Origin of the sequence: Allocoprobacillus halotolerans (genome assembly GCF_024399475.1) — a bacterium.
In the GTDB taxonomy this organism is placed as follows: Bacteria; Bacillota_I; Bacilli_A; order Erysipelotrichales; family Coprobacillaceae; genus Allocoprobacillus; species Allocoprobacillus halotolerans.
This window is the reverse complement of the sequence record NZ_CP101620.1, coordinates 683,464-706,360: the sequence shown is the minus strand read 5'-3', so window position 1 is coordinate 706,360 and position 22,897 is coordinate 683,464. Positions and strand designations below refer to the sequence as shown.

General features: G+C 31.2%; 28 protein-coding genes and 1 pseudogene. 23 read left to right on the top strand and 6 right to left on the bottom strand.

Translation table 11 applies throughout. The features are described 5' to 3' along the window. Window positions 1-101: 101 nt before the first annotated feature. The 4 genes and pseudogenes from aroE to NMU03_RS04350 all read left to right on the top strand — a co-directional run bounded on the left by aroE (window position 102) and on the right by NMU03_RS04350 (window position 2,681). On the top strand, window positions 102-935 hold the full coding sequence (aroE, locus tag NMU03_RS04365) for a shikimate dehydrogenase (RefSeq protein WP_290141464.1): 834 nt from the start codon (window positions 102-104) through the stop codon (window positions 933-935). Between the two features lie 16 nt (window positions 936-951). Next, window positions 952-1,544 (top strand): annotated as a pseudogene (locus NMU03_RS04360) (XTP/dITP diphosphatase). Next, a complete protein-coding gene (locus tag NMU03_RS04355; protein WP_290141463.1) occupies window positions 1,541-2,047 on the top strand; it encodes a tRNA (cytidine(34)-2'-O)-methyltransferase in 507 nt (168 codons plus the stop codon). The pseudogene NMU03_RS04360 and the gene NMU03_RS04355 overlap by 4 nt, the downstream one beginning before the upstream one ends. Next, on the top strand, window positions 2,022-2,681 hold the full coding sequence (locus NMU03_RS04350) for a TIGR01906 family membrane protein (RefSeq protein ID WP_290141462.1): 660 nt from the start codon (window positions 2,022-2,024) through the stop codon (window positions 2,679-2,681). The genes NMU03_RS04355 and NMU03_RS04350 overlap by 26 nt, the downstream gene beginning before the upstream one ends. 28 nt (window positions 2,682-2,709) lie before the next feature. Here the strand turns inward: NMU03_RS04350 and NMU03_RS04345 are convergent, their stop codons facing one another. After that, a complete protein-coding gene (locus NMU03_RS04345) occupies window positions 2,710-3,306 on the bottom strand; it encodes an HAD-IA family hydrolase (RefSeq protein ID WP_290141461.1) in 597 nt (198 codons plus the stop codon). Window positions 3,307-3,385: 79 nt separating this feature from the next. On the opposite strand from NMU03_RS04345, the gene NMU03_RS04340 reads away from it, so the two are divergent. The 10 genes from NMU03_RS04340 to NMU03_RS04295 all read left to right on the top strand — a co-directional run bounded on the left by NMU03_RS04340 (window position 3,386) and on the right by NMU03_RS04295 (window position 14,257). Next, complete coding sequence (locus tag NMU03_RS04340) at window positions 3,386-4,006, top strand: phosphatase PAP2 family protein (RefSeq protein ID WP_290141460.1); 621 nt, start codon at window positions 3,386-3,388, stop codon at window positions 4,004-4,006. A gap of 18 nt (window positions 4,007-4,024) precedes the next feature. Next, window positions 4,025-5,020, top strand: coding sequence for a LacI family DNA-binding transcriptional regulator (locus tag NMU03_RS04335; protein WP_290141459.1), 996 nt, complete (start codon window positions 4,025-4,027; stop codon window positions 5,018-5,020). Between the two features lie 109 nt (window positions 5,021-5,129). Next, complete coding sequence (locus tag NMU03_RS04330; protein WP_290141458.1) at window positions 5,130-5,450, top strand: PTS transporter subunit EIIB; 321 nt, start codon at window positions 5,130-5,132, stop codon at window positions 5,448-5,450. A gap of 50 nt (window positions 5,451-5,500) precedes the next feature. After that, window positions 5,501-7,018 carry a PTS sucrose transporter subunit IIABC gene (locus NMU03_RS04325; RefSeq protein ID WP_290141457.1) on the top strand — a complete coding sequence of 506 codons (1,518 nt, stop codon included), beginning with the start codon at window positions 5,501-5,503 and terminating at the stop codon, window positions 7,016-7,018. Continuing rightward, the gene (locus tag NMU03_RS04320) at window positions 7,018-8,430 is read left to right on the top strand and encodes a glycoside hydrolase family 32 protein (RefSeq protein WP_290141456.1); all 1,413 of its coding nucleotides are present in this window, start codon (window positions 7,018-7,020) and stop codon (window positions 8,428-8,430) included. The genes NMU03_RS04325 and NMU03_RS04320 overlap by 1 nt, the downstream gene beginning before the upstream one ends. Window positions 8,431-8,629: 199 nt before the next feature. Continuing rightward, the gene (locus tag NMU03_RS04315) at window positions 8,630-10,264 is read left to right on the top strand and encodes a peptide ABC transporter substrate-binding protein (RefSeq protein WP_290141455.1); all 1,635 of its coding nucleotides are present in this window, start codon (window positions 8,630-8,632) and stop codon (window positions 10,262-10,264) included. Between the two features lie 78 nt (window positions 10,265-10,342). Next, complete coding sequence (locus NMU03_RS04310; RefSeq protein ID WP_290141454.1) at window positions 10,343-11,290, top strand: ABC transporter permease; 948 nt, start codon at window positions 10,343-10,345, stop codon at window positions 11,288-11,290. After that, on the top strand, window positions 11,290-12,228 hold the full coding sequence (locus NMU03_RS04305; protein WP_290141453.1) for an ABC transporter permease: 939 nt from the start codon (window positions 11,290-11,292) through the stop codon (window positions 12,226-12,228). Before NMU03_RS04310 ends, NMU03_RS04305 begins: the two co-directional genes overlap by 1 nt. 3 nt (window positions 12,229-12,231) lie before the next feature. Then, window positions 12,232-13,320 (top strand): ABC transporter ATP-binding protein, encoded by a 1,089-nt coding sequence (locus NMU03_RS04300; protein WP_290141452.1) that lies wholly within the window; start codon window positions 12,232-12,234, stop codon window positions 13,318-13,320. Next, window positions 13,313-14,257: an ABC transporter ATP-binding protein gene (locus tag NMU03_RS04295; RefSeq protein ID WP_087303953.1), complete on the top strand. Its 945-nt coding sequence runs from the start codon at window positions 13,313-13,315 to the stop codon at window positions 14,255-14,257. Before NMU03_RS04300 ends, NMU03_RS04295 begins: the two co-directional genes overlap by 8 nt. Before the next feature lie 82 nt (window positions 14,258-14,339). Here the strand turns inward: NMU03_RS04295 and rbr are convergent, their stop codons facing one another. The 3 genes from rbr to NMU03_RS04280 are packed head-to-tail and all read right to left on the bottom strand — an operon-like array spanning window position 14,340 to window position 16,316. Further along, the gene (rbr, locus tag NMU03_RS04290; protein WP_290141451.1) at window positions 14,340-14,927 is read right to left on the bottom strand and encodes a rubrerythrin; all 588 of its coding nucleotides are present in this window, start codon (window positions 14,925-14,927) and stop codon (window positions 14,340-14,342) included. Window positions 14,928-14,943: 16 nt separating this feature from the next. Beyond that, the gene (locus tag NMU03_RS04285; protein WP_290141450.1) at window positions 14,944-15,348 is read right to left on the bottom strand and encodes a Fur family transcriptional regulator; all 405 of its coding nucleotides are present in this window, start codon (window positions 15,346-15,348) and stop codon (window positions 14,944-14,946) included. A gap of 47 nt (window positions 15,349-15,395) precedes the next feature. After that, window positions 15,396-16,316: a nucleoside recognition domain-containing protein gene (locus NMU03_RS04280; RefSeq protein WP_290141449.1), complete on the bottom strand. Its 921-nt coding sequence runs from the start codon at window positions 16,314-16,316 to the stop codon at window positions 15,396-15,398. A 31-nt stretch (window positions 16,317-16,347) separates the two neighbouring features. Here NMU03_RS04280 and hflX point away from each other — a divergent pair, with 31 nt between their 5' ends. The 5 genes from hflX to NMU03_RS04255 all read left to right on the top strand — a co-directional run bounded on the left by hflX (window position 16,348) and on the right by NMU03_RS04255 (window position 19,258). Further along, window positions 16,348-17,088, top strand: a complete 741-nt coding sequence (hflX, locus tag NMU03_RS04275; RefSeq protein ID WP_290141448.1) for a GTPase HflX — start codon at window positions 16,348-16,350, stop codon at window positions 17,086-17,088. Between the two features lie 81 nt (window positions 17,089-17,169). Continuing rightward, the gene (locus NMU03_RS04270; RefSeq protein ID WP_290138942.1) at window positions 17,170-17,328 is read left to right on the top strand and encodes a hypothetical protein; all 159 of its coding nucleotides are present in this window, start codon (window positions 17,170-17,172) and stop codon (window positions 17,326-17,328) included. 110 nt (window positions 17,329-17,438) lie between these two features. Beyond that, window positions 17,439-18,023, top strand: a complete 585-nt coding sequence (locus tag NMU03_RS04265; RefSeq protein ID WP_290138940.1) for a transposase — start codon at window positions 17,439-17,441, stop codon at window positions 18,021-18,023. Next, entirely contained in the window at window positions 18,020-18,487 is a 468-nt protein-coding gene (locus NMU03_RS04260; RefSeq protein WP_290138938.1) for a transposase, read from the top strand. Before NMU03_RS04265 ends, NMU03_RS04260 begins: the two co-directional genes overlap by 4 nt. A gap of 210 nt (window positions 18,488-18,697) precedes the next feature. Further along, window positions 18,698-19,258: a GTPase gene (locus tag NMU03_RS04255; protein WP_290141447.1), complete on the top strand. Its 561-nt coding sequence runs from the start codon at window positions 18,698-18,700 to the stop codon at window positions 19,256-19,258. Window positions 19,259-19,263: 5 nt separating this feature from the next. Here the strand turns inward: NMU03_RS04255 and NMU03_RS04250 are convergent, their stop codons facing one another. Then, on the bottom strand, window positions 19,264-19,908 hold the full coding sequence (locus tag NMU03_RS04250) for a PTS sugar transporter subunit IIB (RefSeq protein ID WP_290141446.1): 645 nt from the start codon (window positions 19,906-19,908) through the stop codon (window positions 19,264-19,266). Between the two features lie 136 nt (window positions 19,909-20,044). Between NMU03_RS04250 and NMU03_RS04245 the strand changes: the two genes are divergently transcribed. The 4 genes from NMU03_RS04245 to NMU03_RS04230 all read left to right on the top strand — a co-directional run bounded on the left by NMU03_RS04245 (window position 20,045) and on the right by NMU03_RS04230 (window position 22,084). Beyond that, a complete protein-coding gene (locus NMU03_RS04245; RefSeq protein WP_290141445.1) occupies window positions 20,045-20,413 on the top strand; it encodes a DUF11 domain-containing protein in 369 nt (122 codons plus the stop codon). Window positions 20,414-20,505: 92 nt separating this feature from the next. Further along, window positions 20,506-21,267 (top strand): metallophosphoesterase, encoded by a 762-nt coding sequence (locus NMU03_RS04240; protein WP_290141444.1) that lies wholly within the window; start codon window positions 20,506-20,508, stop codon window positions 21,265-21,267. Continuing rightward, complete coding sequence (locus tag NMU03_RS04235) at window positions 21,264-21,770, top strand: MurR/RpiR family transcriptional regulator (RefSeq protein WP_290141443.1); 507 nt, start codon at window positions 21,264-21,266, stop codon at window positions 21,768-21,770. The genes NMU03_RS04240 and NMU03_RS04235 overlap by 4 nt, the downstream gene beginning before the upstream one ends. Further along, window positions 21,725-22,084 carry a MurR/RpiR family transcriptional regulator gene (locus NMU03_RS04230; RefSeq protein ID WP_290142410.1) on the top strand — a complete coding sequence of 120 codons (360 nt, stop codon included), beginning with the start codon at window positions 21,725-21,727 and terminating at the stop codon, window positions 22,082-22,084. Before NMU03_RS04235 ends, NMU03_RS04230 begins: the two co-directional genes overlap by 46 nt. A 107-nt stretch (window positions 22,085-22,191) precedes the next feature. Here the strand turns inward: NMU03_RS04230 and NMU03_RS04225 are convergent, their stop codons facing one another. Next, on the bottom strand, window positions 22,192-22,719 hold the full coding sequence (locus tag NMU03_RS04225) for a type III toxin-antitoxin system ToxN/AbiQ family toxin (protein WP_290141442.1): 528 nt from the start codon (window positions 22,717-22,719) through the stop codon (window positions 22,192-22,194). Window positions 22,720-22,897: the final 178 nt, after the last annotated feature.

Below are 22,897 nucleotides of genomic sequence, written 5' to 3'. Positions count from 1 at the left end.
CTAAATCAAAGAAAAGGTTGTTTTTTTTCATATTCTTAAAATAATTCTTTGTGTCTATTAAGAACTTGCTATATAATAGAAAAAAATCAAGGAGGATAATGATGAATACAATAACAGGATATACAGGACTTTATGGCATTGTGGCTGATCCTATTAAACATTCTTTTTCACCCATGATGCACAATACTGCATTTCAATATTTAGGAATCAATGATGTTTATCTGGCTTTTGAAGTGAAACCGGAGCATTTATCAGATTTTATAACAAGTGCTAAAATATTGCCTATCAAAGGTTTTAATGTATCCATGCCCTATAAAGTCGATATTTTACCTTACTTGGATGAATTGACATTACAAGCTAAGTTATGTCAAGCTGTTAATACAGTTAAAAATAAGGATGGGAAATTGATTGGGCATATAAGTGATGGTATTGGTTTTATGAAAGCTTGTGAAGAAAAAGGTTGGCAATTCCAAAACCAAAAAGTTGTTGTTTTAGGAGCAGGTGGTGCTGCCAGAGCAATCGTTGTGGCTTTAACACAATACGCTAAAGAAATTGTCATCTATAATCGCAGTCATAAGGATTGGATTCAACAAGTTCAGGCCCAATGTGATTGTCCACTTGTATTGAAATCATTAAATGATATCCAAGGTTTAAAAGAAGATTTGAAAGATAGCTATGCCTTGATTCAAACAACGAATGTGGGAATGGCACCTCATGAAGAGGGATGTTTAATACCAGATGTTTCTTATTTACCTCAACATATAAAGGTGGCAGATATTATTTACAACCCTCAAGAAACAAAATTACTAAAAATGGCTCGTGAAAAAGGCCTTGAATATATGAATGGGGAAGGTATGATTGTTTATCAGGGAGCAGAATCCTTTGAATTTTGGACAGGACAAAAAATGCCAATACCTCAAGTGAAAAAAGTTTAAAAATGGAGTGATGAAAATGAAAGAGATTATTGTAGCTTCAACAAATGAAGGAAAAATAAAAGAAATCAAAGCGATGTTGGATGCAATTGGTATTGAAGTGAAATCATTGAAAGATGTTTTTGATGAAGATATAGAAATTGAAGAAAATGGGCAGACTTTTCAAGAAAATGCTTTAATCAAAGCTCAAACGATTTGTGATTGCATTCATAAACCAGTTCTTGCTGATGATTCTGGTTTAGAAGTGGATGCGATGGATGGAGCGCCTGGTATTTATTCAGCACGTTTTATGGGACATGACACAAGTTATGATATTAAGAATCAGTATATTATTGATGCGGTTAAAGGAAAAGAAAGAGGAGCACGATTTGTCTGTGCAATGGCTTTATGTATACCTGATAAAGAACCGATTTTAATTGAAGAATACTTTAATGGTGAAATTTATGATCATATTGCAGGTGAAAATGGTTTTGGATATGATCCTATCTTTTATGTGCCAGAACTTCATAAAACATCTGCCCAGTTAACATTAGAAGAAAAAATCAATATTCACATCGTGCCAAAGCACTTAAAAAATTATATGCTATTTTAAAAGAGGAGAATCAATCATGAATCATATTGTATTAGTACACCCAGCTATTCCACAAAATACGGGAAATATTATGCGTACTTGTGTGGCGACACATTCTAAACTTCATTTAATTAAACCCTTAGGTTTTTCTTTAGATGATAAACATATGAAACGTGCAGGATTGGATTATATTAAAGATTTACAAATGGAAATATATGAAAACTGGGAAGATTTTACAAATCGAAATCAAGGTGATTATCATTTTTTTACACGTTATTCAAAACTATGTTATAGTGATCAAAGCTATGTTTCTGATCGTGATCAATATATTATTTTTGGTCATGAACATGATGGCATTCCTCATGATATTTTAAAAGAACATCTCGATGAATGTGTGCGTATTCCAATGGATGGTGGGGCGAGAAGTTTAAATTTATCTAATTGTGTAGCGATTGGAATTTATGAGGTTTTACGTCAACAAAATTATCCAAATTTATCTAAGGTAGAGGTACAAAAAGGTGCTGACTTCATTTATCAAGAATAGAAAAAGTGATATTCTTTTAGCTTTCGTGCTAACCATATTTATTATAACGTTAGCCATTGTTATAACGGTCTTTTTTAAACCACTTTATTATTTTGATATAGATTATTTAAAAATAAGTGAAACGACAGGATTATCAGCTGATGTGATTCGTCATAACTATGATATTTTAATTCAATATCAGAGTGTTTTTTACCAAGGAACTTTAAATCTACCAGATTTTGTGATGTCTACAACTGGTCGAATTCATTTTGAAGAAGTGAAAAGAATTTTTGAAGTTATTCAAATCACATGTTTAATCAGTGGGGTTATTTCTTTGGTGATGGTGTATCGTCGTTTTAAACAAAAAGAATATCGTTTTTTAAGATTAACATCCATATTTTCTGTAGGTATTCCCCTTATCATAGGTTTTTTGGCAGCTATTGACTTTAATAAAGCTTTTGTGATTTTTCATCAAATTGTTTTTAGAAATGATTACTGGATTTTTAATGAAACCACAGATCCTGTTATTACAATTTTGCCTGAAACATTTTTTATGCATAGTTTTATGATGATTGTAGGCATAATTATAATAATAAGTGTTGGATGCTATGGAATTTATGGCTGGCAAAGAAAGAAAATTTTACAGAATACATAAAAACCTGTGATGTGTGAACACCACAGGTTTATAAAATATCACGTTTTTGAAGTTCAGTTCTTAAATCAGATTGATAGGGAAGATATAGTCCATGAATATGACATTCTTTAGCCATGTTAATATTTGCTAACATATCATCAATAAAAAGGGATTCACTTGTTTCAAGGTGATATCTATGCAAAAGTAGTTGATATATCTTTTTATCAGGTTTCACAAGCTTTTCATTGGCTGAAATAATACCACCTTCAAAAAGATTAAAGAAATCATATCTTTGAAACATTGTTTGAATGGCTTCTTTATGAAAATTAGATAAAAGATATAAATGATAGCCTTTATCTTTTAATTCTTTAACGATTTCAACATTTTTTTGTAAAGGTGTCATCATATGTGTCCAATTTTCCATCACAAAGATAATTTCATCATGATAGTGAGGATGTTTTAAAGTTAATGATTGAATCGCATCTTGAATCATCATTGTCCCCATATCTAATTCAATCCATTCATCACTTGAAAAAATAATCATCATTAAATCACCCATAACAGATGGTGAAAAATATTGTTGTAAATATTTTTCAGGCTGAAAATCTAAAAGGACATTACCAATATCAAAAATAATATTTTTCATAAATTTATCTCCGTTCATATCGAATTCACATAATTAAACCATCATGTTAGTATATATTCTAGCATAGGAGGATACATGGATGAAAGCATTTTTAGAAAAATATAATAGTTTGAAATATTTGCTTTATTTTTTTGTGGCCTATATGATTGGCTTTATGATTCTAGAAAATCAAAGTTTTTCACATATGATGATAACAGATTCATGGATTGATCAATATATACCATTTAATGAATATTTTGTTATTCCTTATTTATTATGGTTTGTATTTATGGTTTTAGGTTTTGCTTATTTTGTTTTTATTGATCAATCAGGTGTAAAAAGAACATATTTTTATTTGTTTTTAGGAATGAGTTTATCTTTGTTGATTTATGCTGTGATTCCAACAGGTCAAAACTTAAGAGTACAACTTTATGATGAAAATATCTTTCAATGTTTAGTGAGTTTTATTTACTCTATTGATTCATCTACAAATGTTTGTCCAAGCATTCATGTTTATAATAGTGTTATGATGTGTGTATCATTGTTGAAAAGTCAAAGAGTTCAACAAACTTCATGGTTATGTGTTGCGCTTGTTATCTTGACTTTATTGATTTGTATGTCTACAGTAATGATTAAACAACATGCTTTTATAGATATTATTTGGGCTTTGATTTTAGCTGTTATTATTTATTGTGTAGGGAAATGGAAATATGATTATTAATGGTAAGGAGTCATTGAAATGAAAGCAAAACGATTAACAATGAAAGATATTGCACAAATGGCTGGAGTTGGGAAAAGCACTGTATCACGTTATTTTAATGGTGGTTATGTCAAAGAAGAAACACGTGCTAGAATACATAAGATTATTGAAGAAAATGGTTATGAGCCTAATGTCATGGCACAGATTATGAAGCGTAAACATTCACAGCTTATTGGTATTATTACACCTGCTTTAGATTCAACGACTTCATCTAGAATGATGATGACAATGGATGAATATTTAAGAGGGCAAAAATATACACCGTTGATTATTAATACAAATCATAATGAATTAAGAGAATTGATGTCGATTGAACAGTTGAGAAATTTAAATGTTGATGGGATTATTTTAATTGCGACAGATTTAACAATGGCTCACCAAAAAATTATTTCTCAAATTGATATTCCTTTTGTGGTAATTGGACAGCGTTGTAAGCAAGGGGTTGCGGTTGTGTATGATGATTATCGTGCTGGTTATGATTTGGCTTGTTATGTTGCAAAAAAAGGACATAAAGATATTGCTTATGTCGGTGTTTTTCAAAAAGATATTGCAGTTGGGGTAGAAAGAAAACAAGGTGTTCAGGATGGCTTGAAAGCATATGGCATTGATCACTATCATTTTATTGAAACAGATTTCTCGTTTGAAAAAACCAGACAGGTGGTGGGAGCATTTTTAGATCGTCATCGTCCAACAGCGATAATTTGTGCAACTGATAATTTAGCTTTAGCCTGTTATAAAGAAATTCAAATCAGAGGCTTAAAAATGCCAGAAGATATTTCTTTGGCAGGTTTTGGTGGCTATGAAATTTCCTCGTTAATTACCCCAAGTTTAACAACAATTCGTTATGAAAATGAAGAAGCTGCTTGTCAAGGTGCAAAAGCGATGATTGATATGATTCAAGAAAAAGATGTTGAATCACAACATATGGTTGATTATGTTTTAATTGAGGGTGGTAGTATTAGCAATCTGCGTTAGGATTGCTTTTATTTTAAAAAATATGGAACCGATACCATTTTTATGTTGACATCTTTCTTAAAGAGGAGTATATTGTATATGGGAACGATACCATAAAGGAGGAATAGAAATGGATTATCAAGGTATTGCAAACAAAATTATTGATGGTGTAGGGGGACAGGATAATATACGTCATGCGATGCACTGTGCCACAAGATTACGTTTGAATTTAAAAAATAATGATTTAGTAGATGAGAAAAAATTAGAAGCAATTGATGAAGTCAAAGGAACATTTTTAGCAGGTGATCAATATCAAATTATTTTAGGATCAGGTCTTGTGAATATTGTTTGTGATGAAGTCAAAAAGATTTTAGGTATGAGTGATGAAGAAGTTGTAGAAGAATTAGGGGAAAACAAGGATCACTCATTCAACGTGCAGTTAAGTTATTAAGTGATATTTTCGTACCAATTATTCCAGCCATTGTTGCTGGCGGGTTATTAATGGGTATTAACAATGTTGTAACTGCAAATGGTTTATTTGTTGAAGGTAAAACAATTATTGATTTATATCCACAAATGGCTGATATTTCAGCAATGATTAATATGTTTGCCAATGCAGCATTTACATTCTTACCAGTTTTGATTGGTTTTTCAGCAACTCAGAAGTTTGGTGGTAATCCATATCTAGGAGCTGCAATGGGAATGATTATGGTTCATCCAGACTTATTAAATGCCTATTCATTAGGAACAGGTGTAGAAATTCCAACATGGAATTTATTTGGATTAACAGTACAAGCTGTTGGTTATCAAGGAACAGTGTTACCAGTATTAGCAGTTTCTTGGATTTTAGCAAATATCGAAAAACGATTACACAAAGTGACTCCAACATGGTTGGATAACTTAACAACACCGTTAATTTCTGTGTTAGTAACTGGATTTTTAACATTTATCGTTGTTGGACCAGTTTTAAGAAGTGCTGGTGATTTACTTGCGATGGGTATTACATGGGTATATAATACATTAGGCTTTGTTGGTGGTGCTATTTTTGGATTGTTATATGCACCAATTTGTTTGACAGGTATGCATCATAGTTTTATTGCGGTGGAAACACAATTGATTGCAGCAGCGAATACAACAGGTGGTTCATTTATTTTCCCAACAGCTGCGATGAATAACGTCGCTCAAGGGGCTGCAGTACTTGCTGTTTTGTTGGCAACACATAATAAAAAATTAAAGTCTATTTGTTCAGCAGCCGGTGTTTCAGCAATGCTTGGGATTACTGAACCAGCGATGTTTGGTGTCACTTTAAAATTACGTTATCCTTTCTATGGAGCCATGATTGGTTCAGCTTGTGGTAGTGCATATATTGCAGCAACAAAAACTCTAGCAACTGCCCTTGGTGCAGCTGGTTTACCAGGATTTATTTCAATTCACCCAAGTCATTGGCTTCATTACTTTATTGGAATGGGAATTTCTATTGTTGTGGCGTTTGTAGTGACAATGATTTTATTTAAGAAATTCTGTGAAAAAGATGAAAATGAAACAGTATCTCAAGAGTCAGTTTCACTTGAAAATATGGATCAAACAAAAATCTGTGCTCCATTTGATTGTGAAATCAAACCTATCAGTGAATGTAGTGATCAAGTCTTTGCTTCAAAAGCTATGGGAGATGGTTTAGTAACAATTCCTAAAAATGGAACATTATGTTCACCTATTCATGGTGAAGTCGCAATGGTATTCCCAACTTATCATGCGATTGGTTTAAAAAATGACAATGTAGAATTATTACTTCATATCGGGTTGGATACTGTTAAATTAGAAGGGAAACCTTTTAAGGTATTGGTAAAAGCTGGAGATATAGTACGTATTGGTGATCCTCTTATTGAATTTGATATGGATACGATTGAAAAAGAAGGATTATCAATTGAAACACCACTTGTTATTACAAATCAAAAAGAATTTAATGTTTTAAAAACAGGAAAAGTTCAAGTTCAAGATGAAATTATTGAGGTAAAATAATGGAAGAAATAAGAAAGCAATTTGAAGAAGCAAATCAAAAAAGTCAAGAAGTTCAACAGGATGCATGGCGATTAAAATATCATCTTATGCCTCCTGTAGGCTGGTTAAATGATCCTAATGGATTATGTCAATATCAAGATGTTTATCATATCTTTTATCAATATGCACCCCAAAGAGCAGATGGAAAAGCCTTGAAAGGATGGGGACATTATACAACAAAGGATTTTATTCATTATCAGACACAACCTATCACATTATATCCTGATAAACCTATTGATCAAGATGGTGCTTATTCAGGATGTGCATGGGTTAATGATGATGAAATTCAATTCTTCTATACGGGAAATATTAAATTTCCTGGAGAATATGATTATATTAATGAAGGTAGAGGACATTATGTCAATGCTTTCTCTAGTCAGGATGGTTATCATTTTAGTGAAAAGAAGAATCTTTTAAAAAATGAAGATTATCCAGATGATTTAAGCTGTCATGTGCGTGATCCTAAGATTTATCAGGAAAATGATAAATATTACATGGTATTAGGAGCCAGAACACGTCAAAGTCAAGGTTGTGTTATTATCTATCAATCTGATGATTTAAACCATTGGCAATATTATACACGTTTAGAAACACCATATCCTTTTGGTTATATGTGGGAATGTCCAGATTTCTTTGAATTAGATTCACAAAAAATCTTAATGACTTGTCCTCAAGGATTAAAACAGGATGGTTATCATTATGAAAATGTTTACGCTAATGGGTATTTCCTTGTTGATGGAACAATGGAAAACTTACAATTAAAAGAATTTCAGGAACTCGATTATGGTTTTGATTTCTATGCTCCACAGACATTTTTAGATCAAAACAATCGTCGTATTTTGATTGGCTGGATGGGATTACCAGATATTCCTTATAGCAATCCTACAGTTGAAAAAGGTTGGCAACATGCCTTAACATTACCAAGAGTTTTAACGTTAAAAAATCAACATGTTTACCAATATCCTGTAGAAGAAATTTTACAAGCCAGACAATTAAAAGAACAATTAGATTTATCAAAAAATCAAACTTATCATGATTCTGTTATATGTCAATGTCATTTCACACAATTATCTGATGCATGGACAATATCATTACGTGAAGATGTTATATTATCTTATCATCAAAATTTACTAACACTCACAATAGGTAAAAGTGGTTATGGCAGAAATGCACGTCATATTGAAATTGATTCTATTGAAGAAATAGATATATTTAGTGATACATCATCTTTAGAAATCTTTGTGAATCATGGGGAATATGTTTTATCATCAAGAGTATATGATGATATGCAAGATATGAATATTTTCATTGATTCTTCATGTCATATGGATGTTTATCAAATGCCCAATTTCATATATACAAAAGACCTATAAGATAAGAATAGGTCTTTTATTTTTTTGAATAATAATATAATTGTATACACTTGTCTATATAAACGAAATCTTTTTGTATTAAAGACAAAAAAAATATATGAATTTGTTATTTAGACAAAAAGTTGTTGACATTTATAATTGTTGAGTATATACTACCATCATACAGGAAAACCTGTGAGTCTAAAAGGGGAGAAAAAATATGAAAAAGTTAAAAGCTTTAATTGTGATGTGCTTAGCAACAGCTATGCTGGTTGGCTGTGGCGGTGGCTCAGTTGGAACTGACACATATGTCTTTTCAAGTGAGCTAGATATTAAAAACCTTGATTCTTCTGACGCTGATGATGGTATGTCATTTAACGCAATGCATGCTTGTATTGATGGTTTAATGGGGTTGGATAAAGAAGGAAATATTGTTGGAGCAATTGCAGAAAATTATGATTTAAGTAAAGACAAATTAACATATACTTTCCATTTAAGAGAAAATGCCAACTGGTCAAATGATACACCAGTTACAGCAGATGATTTTGTTTATGCTTGGCAAAGAATCTTAAAAAATAATGGAAACTATGCTTATATGTTAGGTAGCGATGGTGCTGCAATTGTAGGTGTTGATGAAATTCTTGCAAAAATGGCAAATAAAGAAACATTAACAGATGCTGATTTTGAAAAAATGGGTGTGAAAGCTGTAGATGATAAGACACTTGAAGTCAAAATTACAAAACCAATTTCTTATTTTGAAGAATTAATGACATTCCCATGTTATTATCCAATTAATAAGGAATTCTGTGAAGAAAAAGGTGACCAATACGCTAAGAGTGCAACAAATGTATTATCAAATGGTGCATTTGTTATGACAGATTGGCAACCTGGTAAAACAGCAACTTTCGAAAAAAATGATAAATATTGGAATGCAGATGCAGTTAAGACTCAAAACTTAGTTATGAACTTAGTTCAAGATCCACAAACTGCTGCTACTTCATTTAAAAATGGAGAAACTGATTTTGCACCAATTAATTCTCAATTAATTGATCAATACAAAGATGATAATTCATTTGTTTCATTCAATGAAGGTTACTTATTCTATCTTGAAATTAATGAAAAGAATACAGATTTAGCTAACAATAAAATTAAACAAGCTATTTCATATGCAATCGATAGAGACGATTTAGTTAATAATGTCTTAAAAGATGGTTCTAAAGCAGCAAAAGGATTTATTCCTAGAGAATTATCATTAAGCTCTACATTGAGTGATTTCCGTGATGATGCTGGAGATTATGAAGTGACAAACTACAATTTAGATAAAGCACAGCAATTATTTGCTGAAGGTTTAAAAGAATTGAATAAAACTTCAATTACTGTTAGATTGACTTATGGTACAGATGAATCTCCAATGGATCAAATGGCTGAATATTTACAAAATGCTTTAACAAAATTAAATGGTCTTAATATTGAAATGGTTGCAACAACAAAACAAGACAGAATTTACAATAAAATGGCCAATGGAGATTTCGATATAGCTTGTACTCGTTGGGGTCCTGACTATGGTGATCCAACAACTTATTTGAACTTATTATTAGATGGAAACTCTAATAACTATGGTAAATATTACAGTGAAGAATATGAAGAAATTATGGATAAAGTTTCAACTGAAGCTGATGTTGATGCACGTTGGCAATATATGATTAATGCTGAAAAAGTTATTATGGCTGACTTGCCTGATATTCCAGTCTTTGAAAAAGGAACTTCAGCATTAGAAAACAAAAAAGTTACAGGTTTAGTTCATAGACCAGTAGGTGTACCTTATACATTCCATTATGTAGAAAAGGCAGAATAAAAACAATTAAAGTGATGAAAGCTGATAAACACAATATGGTTTTCTATATTGTGTTTATCTTTTAGAAGGAGGGATTTGATGAGTAAATCAACATTAAAATATATTGGAAAAAGATTACTTATATCGTTAGCCACTTTATTTGTTATTCTAGTTGTTTTGTTTTTAGTTGTCAAATTATTGCCTGGTTCACCATTCAATAACGAAAAACTATCAGAAGCTCAAAGAGCTGCTATTGAAGCAAAATATGGTTTGGATCAACCTTTGGTTACACAATTTATAACATATGTTAAAAATATGTTAACAGGTGATTTTGGTGTTTCTTATAATATGTATAAAGACATGCCTGTATCATCACTTGTTGGAAGTGCAGCAAAGATATCATTTATTTATGGTTTAAGTGCTGTTATTATTGGAGGACTGTTAGGAACATTATTGGGTGTTTTTGCAGCTCTTCATAAAAATACAATTTGGGATACACTTGCAACAATTATTTCAGTTATTGGTGTATCTGTACCATCATTTGTATTTGCGATGATGCTTTTGGTTTTATTTGCATCTCAACTTCACATATTACCAACACAGTATAGTTCCTTTAATCCAGTCGTTTCATCAATTATGCCAGTTATGGCTTTATCAGTTGGTGTTATCGCCAATGTGGCACGTTTTACAAGAACAGAAATGGTTTCGGTTGTTAATAGTGAATATATGACTTTGGCAGAAGCAAAAGGTTTGGATAACAAAACATTGATCTTTAAACATGCTTTGCGTAATGCCTTGATTCCAGTTGTCACAATTTTAGGACCTATTTTGGTTAACTTAATGACAGGAACAATGGTTGTTGAAAAAATATGTGGTGTTCCTGGTTTAGGGAAATTATTGATTAACAGTATTTTGTCTAATGATGTGAATATTATTTTAGCTTGTTCATTCTTATATGCTGCTATGTATATAATTATGATGTTGATTATTGACGTTTCTTATGGAATTATTGATCCAAGAATTCGTCTAGGTAAGGAGGATTCATAATGGATGCAAAATTAAAAGATATTGAATTTTTACCTGATGATTTTGAATTTGTTGGTAATAAACAGGATATTTCAATGGATGTTGTCATACCGGCAAAACCAGGATGGAAAGAAGCCATTAATATCTTTATACAAAACAAAGGAGCTGTGGTTGGTTTAATTATGATTTTGATTATTATTTTATTAGCTATTTTTGCTCCAATGTTGTCATCATGGGAATTTGATGATTTGAATACTTCTTTACAATCAATTTCTCCTAATTTAGAACACTGGTTTGGAACAGATACTTTAGGTAGAGATTTATGGGTACGTTTATGGACTGGAGCACGTATTTCCTTATTTATTGCTGTATGTGCCGTTTTGATTGATGTGGTTCTTGGAACAACATATGGTTTGATTTCAGGATACTTTGGTGGAATGGTCGATTCAATAATGCAAAGAATTCAAGAAATTATTAATTCAATTCCAACATTAGTTGTTTTAACATTGTTATTAATGGTTATGAAATCAAGTTTAACAACTATCGTATTTGCTTTATCATTAACAGAATGGATTGGAATGAGTCGTATTGTCAGAGCACAAGTTTTAAAAGTAAAAGAAGAAGAATTTGTTTTAGCTTCACGTACTTTAGGAGCAAAAAGTTTCTTTATTATCTTTAAAGAAATTTTGCCTAATATTTATAGTCAAATGATTATTATGATTATGATGTCTATTCCCAATGCCATTTTCTATGAAGCTTATTTATCATTTGTAGGTTTAGGTTTACCTGCACCAAATGCTTCACTTGGTACATTAATTAATGATGGATTTGAAAGTTTCTTAGTTTATCCATATATGGTTTTAATACCAGCTGTTGTTTTATCAATTTTAATGTTAAGCTTTAACTTATTTGGTGATGGATTAAGAGATGCATTAGATCCAACAATGAAGGAGATGTAGTCTATGGAAAGAGAAAGAATTTTAAAAATTAGAGATTTGACTATATCTTTTAAAACAGGTAATGGTAAAGTCAATGCGATAAGAGGGGTTAATTTTGATTTATATAAAGGTGAAACAGTAGCCATTGTAGGTGAATCTGGTTCGGGGAAATCAGTCACAACTAAAGCTATTATGGGGATTTTAGCAAACAATGGAAGCATTGATTCAGGTTCTATTGAATATACATGGCATGATGAAAATACAGGGGAAGCCATCACGAAAGATATAGTCCAGTTAAGTAAGAAAGAAATGCAAAAAGAAATTCGTGGTCGTAAGATTGCTATGGTTTTTCAAGATCCGATGACATCATTAAATCCAACAATGACAATTGGGAAACAAGTTATGGAACCAATGATGTTTCATTATGGAAAATCTAAAGAAGAAGCATATCAAAGAGCAGTAGAATTATTAGAAGAAGTTGGGATTACAGATGCAGAAAAAAGAATGAAAAACTATCCACATCAACTTTCTGGTGGGATGCGTCAAAGAATTGTTATTGCGATTGCTTTGTCTTGTGATCCATATGTCTTAATCTGTGATGAACCAACAACAGCTTTGGATGTGACGATTCAAGCAAAAATTTTGGAATTAATCCAAGAAATTCAAAAGAAGAAAGATCTTTCAGTTATTTATATTACACATGATTTAGGTGTTGTTGCGAAAGTGGCAGATTTTGTCAATGTTATGTATGCAGGAAAGATTGTAGAAACAGGAACAATCAATGAAATTTTCTATGATCCAAGACATCCATATACTTGGGGATTATTATCATCTATGCCTGATTTAGATACACAAGATGATGAATTGTATACGATTCCTGGAACACCACCTAATTTAACACAAGAAATCAAAGGAGATGCCTTTGCACCAAGAAATCAATATGCTTTAAATATTGATTTAAGACTTGATCCGCCTATGTTTGATGTGCCTGGTTCTGAGAGTCATAAGGTGGCTAGCTGGTTGATGCATGAAAAGGCGCCGAAGGTGGAAATGCCTGAATCTTTAAAGAAACGTATTGAAAAAATGAAAAAGGAGGGGTTAACAAATGGATAAGCAAGAACCAATCCTTGTTGTGAAAGATTTAAAACAACATTTTAAAATCAATCGTAATTTTACTGTAAAGGCTGTTGATGGGATTTCTTTTGAAATCAATCCTGGTGAAACATATGGGCTTGTAGGCGAATCAGGATCAGGGAAATCAACAACAGGAAGAAGTATTATTCGTCTATATAAACCGACTTCTGGAAGTATTATCTTTAATGGCCAAGATATTTCTGGAAAAATGGATAAAGATGCTTTATCAAATTTACGTACCAATATGCAAATGATTTTCCAAGATCCAATGGCATGTTTAAATCCACGTAGAAAGGTTTTAGATATCATTGCTGAAGGATTGGATATTCATAAAGCTTATAACAGTATTGAAGAAAGAAATGAAAAGGTCTATCAAATCTTAGAATTGGTTGGATTATCAAGAGAACATGCTTCAAGATACCCCCATCAATTCTCTGGTGGACAAAGACAGCGTATTGGAATTGCTAGAGCTTTGATTATGAATCCAAGTTTGATTATTGCTGATGAAGCAATATCAGCATTGGATGTCTCTATTCAGGCGCAAGTTGTCAATTTGATGAAGAAAATACAAAAAAAGACAAATATTGCCTATTTATTTATTGCACATGATTTGTCAATGGTTAAGTATATTAGCAATCGTATTGGTGTACTTCATTTGGGGCATCTTGTTGAAACAGGAACTTCAGAAGAAATCTTTAATAATCCGTTACATCCGTATACGAAATCGTTGTTATCAGCAATCCCTCATCCAAATCCAGACGTTGAAAAAAATAGAGTTTCACTAACTTATAGTTATGAAGATAGTGGACTTGATTATGAAGCTGGTACACAGCATAAGGTTTCGGATACACATTATGTCTTAGCAACTGATGCTGAATTTGAAGATTTCTTGAAACACCAACATGATTTGATCTAATATAAATGAATCTCTCGATTTGAGAGATTTTATTTTTGTATAAAAAAATCCCAACTATGCCAAGCATAATTGGGATGATTTCTTATCCTTTAAAGAAAGTATAAGCTTCAAAATGAGCTTGAGGATGGTCGCAAGCAGGACATCTTTCAGGAGCTTCAGTTCCTTCAAAAATAAATCCACAATTATTACATTTCCACATAACAACTTCATCTTTTTTGAAGACTGTTCCATTTTCTAAGTTTTCTAATAATTTTAAATATCTGTCTTCATGCATTTTTTCAGCTACAGCAATACTTCTGCATACTTTAGCGATTTCAGGGAATCCTTCTTCTTCAGCAATTTTTGCAAATTCAGGATACATATCAGTCCATTCTTCATTTTCACCTGCAGCAGCAGCTTTTAAACATTCAGCAGTTGTTCCAAGCATGATTGGGAAATCACCTTCAACATGTAATGCTTCACCTTTTAATTCAGCATTTAATAGTTTCATAAGTCTTTTTGCATGTTCTTTTTCTTGATTAGCAGTTTCTTCAAAGATATTAGCAATTTGCACATAACCTTCTTTTTTAGCGATTGAAGAATAATAAGTGTAACGATTTCTTGCTTGAGATTCTCCAGCAAAAGCATGTAATAAATTGTTAGCAGTTTTTGTTCCTTTTAATGTAGGCATGTTCATGCCCTCCTTTCTATGATTTCTGCTTTAAACAATGTGAACATATTCCATGAAAAATAACATCAGCATTAAAAATCTCATGTTCAGATTGTTTATTGACCTTATTAATAAGTTCTTCAAGAATAGAATGATGACAAACTAAGTCTTGAATTGTTCCACATTCATCACATACCATATGAAAATGTGGCTCTATGCGTGCATCAAAATGAACAACTCCATCACCTACATCTAAGCGTGTAATTCTTTTATGATCAGCCAGTAAGTTTAGATTTCGATAAACAGTTCCTAAACTAATATCAGGAATCAATTTTTTAACCTTTGTGTAAATATCATCAACACAAGGATGTGTATAATCATTCTTTAAGACTTCGTAAATTGTTTCCCTCTGTTTAGAATATCTTAATTTTGTTTCAGACATACTCTCACACTCCTTATTAATAATGGTTACTATTATTATAGCATACATTATAGTATTGTCAAATATTGTAACCCAAAACAAATTATAAATGAAAAAACACCATGACATAATCTTGCTAAAAAGTATTTCTTAAAAGAATAAGGAATACCATCCAAGATATTATCGACTTGCATTAAAACAGATAAACCAGAAAAAGATAAATAAAAGCTTACAAAAGGATAAACAAGAAAATGTTGATATTGTAAAAGTTGAATAGAACCTGAGCTAAATTCTAGAAATCCCTTTACAATACTTAGTAAAAAAGGATGAGGTATGATCGTTTGTAAACTATATCCAATAAACTGAAAGACAAGCATATAACCTAATATAAAAATAAAAGCTGTTAAAGAAGAAGTAATGCTTTTCTTTAAGGCATCTACAAAACGCATATGAGGGTGTACAATAGGTTGAATGCATTGATGAAAAGACATCCAATGATATTCATGATGATAAAAAATAGCTTTTATAATACTTGGTAAAATATGACTTATATAGATAATGAGAGCATTTTGAAAAGGAAGTTTTAAAGATACAAAGATAAAGCTCAAAGATGAAAAAGAAGCAATAGAAAGTAAATGCTGAAGTTGAGAAATATTAATATAACCTAATTCATAAGATTCTCTTAACATTTTAGCATTGGTTGGATAACCACAGAAAAAAGAAACAAAATAAAGTGAGGACATATGTGGTGTCAGATGAAAGAGTGGTGAAAAGAGAAATTGAATAAAATAACTGATAAATTGAAAAAGACCTAAGGATAAACATAAAGATATTAATATCATAAAAGGAAGTAAGGATGGTAGTAAATTGGTGAGAACGATTTGAATGACTTGGGAAGAAACTTTTACAATTTGAAACATATTAAAAAAAGAAAAAAGAGTTGTAAAAAGGACAAGGCAGAGTGTAAAATAATAATTAGCTTTTTTCATAAAGACTCCTTATTGAAAGTGGTGAATATATATGAAAGGAATATTGGTTGGTGTAAAATACCCACAAATGAATTATGATTTTGATATTTCTATGGAAGAATTAAAGCAGTTAGCTTTTGCATGTGATATTGAAGTCGCAATGGTTGTGACACAAAATTTAGATATGATTTCTCCTAAATATTATATTGGTAAAGGGAAAGTTATGGAAATAGGTGAATTGATTGGTAGCTATGATATCGTTATTTTTAATGAGGAATTAACACCTATGCAAATGAAGAATTTAACGGATGTATGGCAAATAGAAGTAACTGATCGCAGTGATTTGATTTTACGTATCTTTGCAAAAAGAGCGAAAACAAAAGAAGCTAAACTACAAGTTGACATGGCTAGACTTGAATACATGTTACCAAGATTAGCAGGAATGAAACAAAATCTTTATTCGCAACAAGGTGGAATGGGATTTCGTGGTTCAGGAGAAAAACAAATTGAGTTAGATCGCCGTCGTATTCGTCGTCAGTTGACACAAGCTAAAAGGGAATTAATAACGATTGAAAAACAACGTCATACACAAAGACAGTTACGCAAGCATCATCAAGAAAAAGTTATATGTCTTGTTGGCTATACCAATAGTGGAAAATCATCTTTATTGAATCATTTTACAAACAAAAAGGTATATGAAAAAGACAATGTCATTAAGTTAAGCCTAAAGAACCTCAATATTGATATTTCTAAAATATTGAGGCTCTTTTTTATTTTTCTATTGACAAACTGAAAGGTTTGTGGGGCTAAAAATTATAATGTTCTATAATTTTTAGCCCTTTTTAGTAGATGTGTTTTTTAGGAGGTACTTATCATGTTGAATCAATCAAAATCTAACATCTACTATTCACCAAGTATTATCAAAAACAACTTGGACAAATCCATTGATTTTACTCTTGAGGGCATCCAAAACTACTGCCCTGATCCCGTTTCCAATTTTACCGCAATCGCAAGATTACTGCCAGAACACTAATCGAATGCATTATGAACTTCTCCAGTCATTCCACTGTCTGTGAAATGTCAAACTTCTTTTATGACATTAAGGATATGCCTTCTCCTTCCGCTCTCTGTCAGCGAAGAAGTTTGCTGGATCCTGTCATCTTTAAGCGTATCAATCAGCTGTTTCTGTCAAGTTTTGATAATTATGCCACCATCAATGGCTATCGCATACTGGCTCAGGATGGTTCTGACATCAACATCCCTTTTGAGGATGATGATACCAAAATTCTTTATAACTCTCTTGGCAGCCCCTGCTGTCAGTATCATATCAACGCTCTATATGACTGCCTGAATCACGTCTTTCTCGACTGGAGTATTGATTCGGCAACGAAAAAGCAGGAATGCGACGCCCTCATCTCCATCATCAATAATGGGCATTATCCTAGAAATGCTATATTTACTGCTGATCGTGGCTATGAGAATTACAATCTGTTTGCCCATTTCATTGAAAACAATCTCAAGTTCGCCATTCGTGTCAAGGATATCAATACAAAAAGTGGCATCATGACAAACATATCTACACCTGAAGGCTCTTTTGACATGACTGTCACACGCACATTGACAAGACTTCAGACAAAGGAAATAAAAGCCAACAAGGAAAAATATGTCTTTGTTCCTTCTACATCCAAATTTGATTTTTGGGTCCAACTCAGGATTATTATGAAATGACACTTCGCATCGTACGTTTCGAAGCCACTGAAAACAACTATGTGACAATCATCACGAACCTTAGCGAAGATGAATTTTCGCTTGATGACTTCAGGGAGCTGTACCACTTTCGCTGGAATGAGGAAACAGCCTTCAATAAGGTAAAGAATACACTTGGAATGATTTATTTCCATGCAAGAAAAAGACAGCTGATCCAGCAGGAAATCAATGCAACATTCCTGATGTATAATGTTTCTGAAATCATCATCAATAATATCGAGATGAAACAGAACTGCAGATACCGCTACAAGGCGAATTTTGCCAATGCAGTGACAAACATACGATTGTATCTCAGGGATCTATTGGAAGAAGATGTTCTTGTTTCAAGAATAAAAAAATTTCTGGTCCCTGAACGACCAGAAAGATCATATAAACGTTCTATAAAACCGAAATCAGTCAAACCGTTTAATAATAGAACGTCCTGACATGATTCATTATAGCACGTTATTTTAGAATAACAAGAAATTTTTTTGAGCTAAATGTTTAGTTCTTTTCGAGTGCGCATGAAATAGATAAAATAAGTTTATAGTTTCGAAATATTCTAAAAGGTACCAACTCTCAATTGAATTGATACCTTAACTTAATCGTTATGATTGCATACTATCCTTTAACTTAATGACATTGATGAAAAAGATATGCTTTTTGCGACTTTACAGACTTCTTCAAGACGTGTTTATATGAAAAAACATCATTTGATTATAAGTGATACAGTTGGTTTTATTCATCAATTACCACATTCTTTTGTTCAGGCATTTCATTCTACTTTAGAAGAAGTCAAAGATGCTGATTTGTTATTGCATGTCATTGATGTTTCATCACCATACTATCATAACCAAATTGAAACAACTCTAAATGCATTAAAAGAAATAGGGGCTGATCATATTCCTATGATTTATGTTTATAATAAAATAGATTTGTTGCATCAACCACTTGTTCTTGAATATGAAAATAGTATTGGTATATCAGTCAAAGACAAACAAAATTTAACGAAACTAGAAGATATGATTATTCATACTCTCTTTAAAGATTATGAATTAATAAGTGTTTATATTCCTTATGATCAAGGTGAGATAATGAGTCATATTGAATATCAATATGAAATTGTTAGAATTGAATATCAACCAGAAGGTATTTTGATTAGTTTTTATGTTGATCAAGCTTGTAAACAACGCTATCTTCCATATATGAAAAAATGATAACTTTATAATGAGTTATCATTTTCATTTTGAATATTCTTTTGAATGGTTTGAATAATAGCACGATAATTTTTAGTAGCAAACATTGTTGCATCAATACGATAAATTGGAATCAGATGTTTTGTATGAGCAAGAATATCAGGCTCTAAATGAGCGATTTGTGGAGCAAGATATAAAGCATCATAATCTTGATAATTTTGGTAGAGTTGGTCTAAAGATAATGAAACCAGCTGAAAATGAATGTTTTCTAATTCACAAACTTGTTGCATTTCTTCAATGAAAACGGATGTTGATAAACCACCTGTACAACATAATGCAATTTTTAATTCTTTTTGTTGGGTATAGCGAATCATTGTTTGATAAAATTCTTGGAATAAATGGCAGCACTGAGCCAAATCAGTCAAAGTAAAATGTAAATAAAAGACAAGTTTTTCATCACTATGACGAAGAATTTCTTCTTCAATAATATGATTATACCAGATTGTTATTTTTCCTTTTACTTTCGTTGTTTCAAAACTAATAAGTTTATATTTTAAATTTTCAGTTTCAACAAAACAATGAATCTGATCTGTTTGATATTGTTTTTGTTGGGCAAGAATCCATTTAAAAAAGAGTTGATTATAAACATCAAGATAAAATTCATTAAACATCGTGATCACCTACTTTTTATCATATACTATTTTTTCGTACAAATGAACATTTTTACTAAAGTTGAAAAGAAATGTTGTAAACAAACAGAAAGATTTCAATGATTGGCATAAGCTATTATTGAAAGGAGGGAAAGTTATGGATCGTTCTCGCGTGTGTAATATTGCTCAAGTGGAAACTAGCTGTCATACAAGTGTCAGCAATGGGGTTGAAACATTAGTCAAAAGACCTCTTCATATCTGTAAGAAAGTTGATAAGGATCAAGCTTGTGTTGGAGATATCCTCACTTATACAATAACTATTCAAAACTCATCATTAGTGAATGAAACACAAGTTGTATTTACTGATCAGCTTGATCAAGATGTTGAATATGTTAATGGATCATTCTATGTCAACGGACAGGCTCAAACACCAGCCATTGATAATCGAACACTTTATTATGTGATTCCATCTATTGAGCCTATGTCTACTGTTGAAATTGTTTTTCAAGTGCGTATTGTTGGATAGAGGTCAAATGACCTCTATTTTTTTAAAAATAAAAGATGGGTTTAGTTTATAAAAAAATATAATTATGATAGAATGTAATGGGGTGATGATATATGGAAAAAAGAATATTTGTTATATCAGATCTTCATGGACAATTTGTATTGCTTCAATTGTTGTTGGAACGTATTGGTTTTAATGAAAATGATGAACTTTATATATTAGGTGATATTATGGATCGAGGACCTAATAGTATTGATATTTATTATTTTGTAAAAGCAATGAGCAATATCCATATGATTAAAGGAAATCATGAAATTATGATGCGTCAGTCTATGTTAGCTGCTTTAAAATATAATGATTTAGACTCTGAACGTTCAAATCCTTATCGTTTATGGAAACAAAATGGTGGACATAAAACAATTGATAGTATCCGAGAATATTTGCAAAAAGATTATATTCCCTATGAAGAGTATTTTGATTTAAAACGTATGTTTATTAAAGAATTGATTTCATTTATTGATTCATTACCAAGTTACTATGAATTAGATTTAAATGGAAAACATTATGTTTTAGTACATGCTGGTGTTGATCCTGAAATTCCTTTGGAAGAAAATGATGAAGAGATTTTAGCGTGGATTCGTGAATATTTTTACTTAAATGAAGCCAATCCAGATTATACGTATATTTTTGGTCATACACCATGTTGTTTTATTAATGAAGATCATTCTTTTGATATCTGGTATGATCCTGATTATCATAATAAGATAGCAATTGATGGTGGTTTAGCAGTTGGAAATAAAGGACAATTGAATTGCTTGTGTTTGACAACTGGCGAAGTCACAGTTTTGAAATATGAAGAAGGACAGCCTCAATGAGAAGTGCTTTTTACAATCTGATAAACTTCATTAATATGACAAGTATTCATGATGTTTATTGGGGTGCTGCCAGAACAATTTTAAAAAATATCTATCAAATACCCTATAGCAGTATCACAGATGTTGCAAAGATGTGTTATGTTTCGACAGCAACGATATCAAGACTTTGTCGAAAGTTAAATTACGAATCATTTAGTGATTTTAAAAAAGATGTGACGATGAATCTTCATTATTTTAATCAAGATGCTAAAAGATTGTTTTTTGATCATCAATTACCTGCTCCTGAATCAATTGATGAAGGAAAGGAAATATTTAATAATCACTTTCAAAATGTTATTCGTAATTTACAGGATACTTATGATAATATTCGTTATGAAGATTTGATCTATATTGTTGATAAGATCCATGAATCTAAACATATTTGTTTTGCAGGAAATTTTTTACACAATCTGTTTCCATGCAATTGCAGATTGAACTCTGTTATTTGGGAAAAGACTGTGTAGCTATGTATCCTTTGGAACAACAAAAAAATATCTATAAAACATTAAAAGGGTATGATTTGATTATTGTTTCATCGATTGCTGGAGGATTTTTTAAAGATCATATTGAAACAATGAGAGAATTGGTTAAAACAGAAGCTTATATTATTGCAATTACACAGTTAGAAGAATTTCCATATAGTGATAAAGTCGATATGATATTACATGTAGGAAATGACCATCATTCATTGATTGGTAAATTCTCTGTTACATATATTTTTGAAGTTTTAGAAGCCTTGTATCATTTAAAATATGGAATAAAGAATAATGAAAATTAAAGATTTTAAAGATATCTTATCTTTGAATATACTTGGGCACTTATAAGAGTGCTCTTTTTATCATGTTGAATATGAGATGTGGGGATATAAAAAGAAGAACGTTTATCTCAATTAAAAGATAACTGTTCTTCTTTGTCTATATATTTAAAGTTGTTTTGAGTATATTCGATACATTTTTTTCTAATAATTGAAAAGTTATAACATCTTTCTAAAACATGCTGTTGTATATATCCTTTTCTATATCTTTGTTGAAATTGTTTCACTTTATGATATAAAACCTCTCTATGGTGATTAATGAAATCTAACTGCTCTATTAATAATGCTTTATATTTTTTATCATGAATATTTGGAATGGCTTCAATAAGTGCTTCTATAGGTGTTGGAAACATGTTGTTAGTATTTATGATTCCCAATTTTCCATCTTTTATTTTGAAAATATCAATTGTGCTATTTTTCAATTTCGTATGTTTTGGTTTAGGACTTGATAATGGAGCGAAATAATGGAAACCATTATATTTATAAACAACACCAATATAAGGTCTATTAGGCACATTATTATATGCTACTTTGCTGTCGTACTTTCTTAAATAATTTATATGATTGCTGTCTATAAAATAAATTTTTAATTTTTCCATATAGTCCTCCTATAGAAAAACAAGAAATTCTTAAATAGAATTCCTTGTTTCACTTTTTCAATTCCCACTATGGCTTGGGTTCTTCGACTTTTTGCTGATACAAACTGTATCATTATTAGCATATTCACTATACAATAAATTATGCAAAAAAATCAATATTCTTATATATTTTATCTTT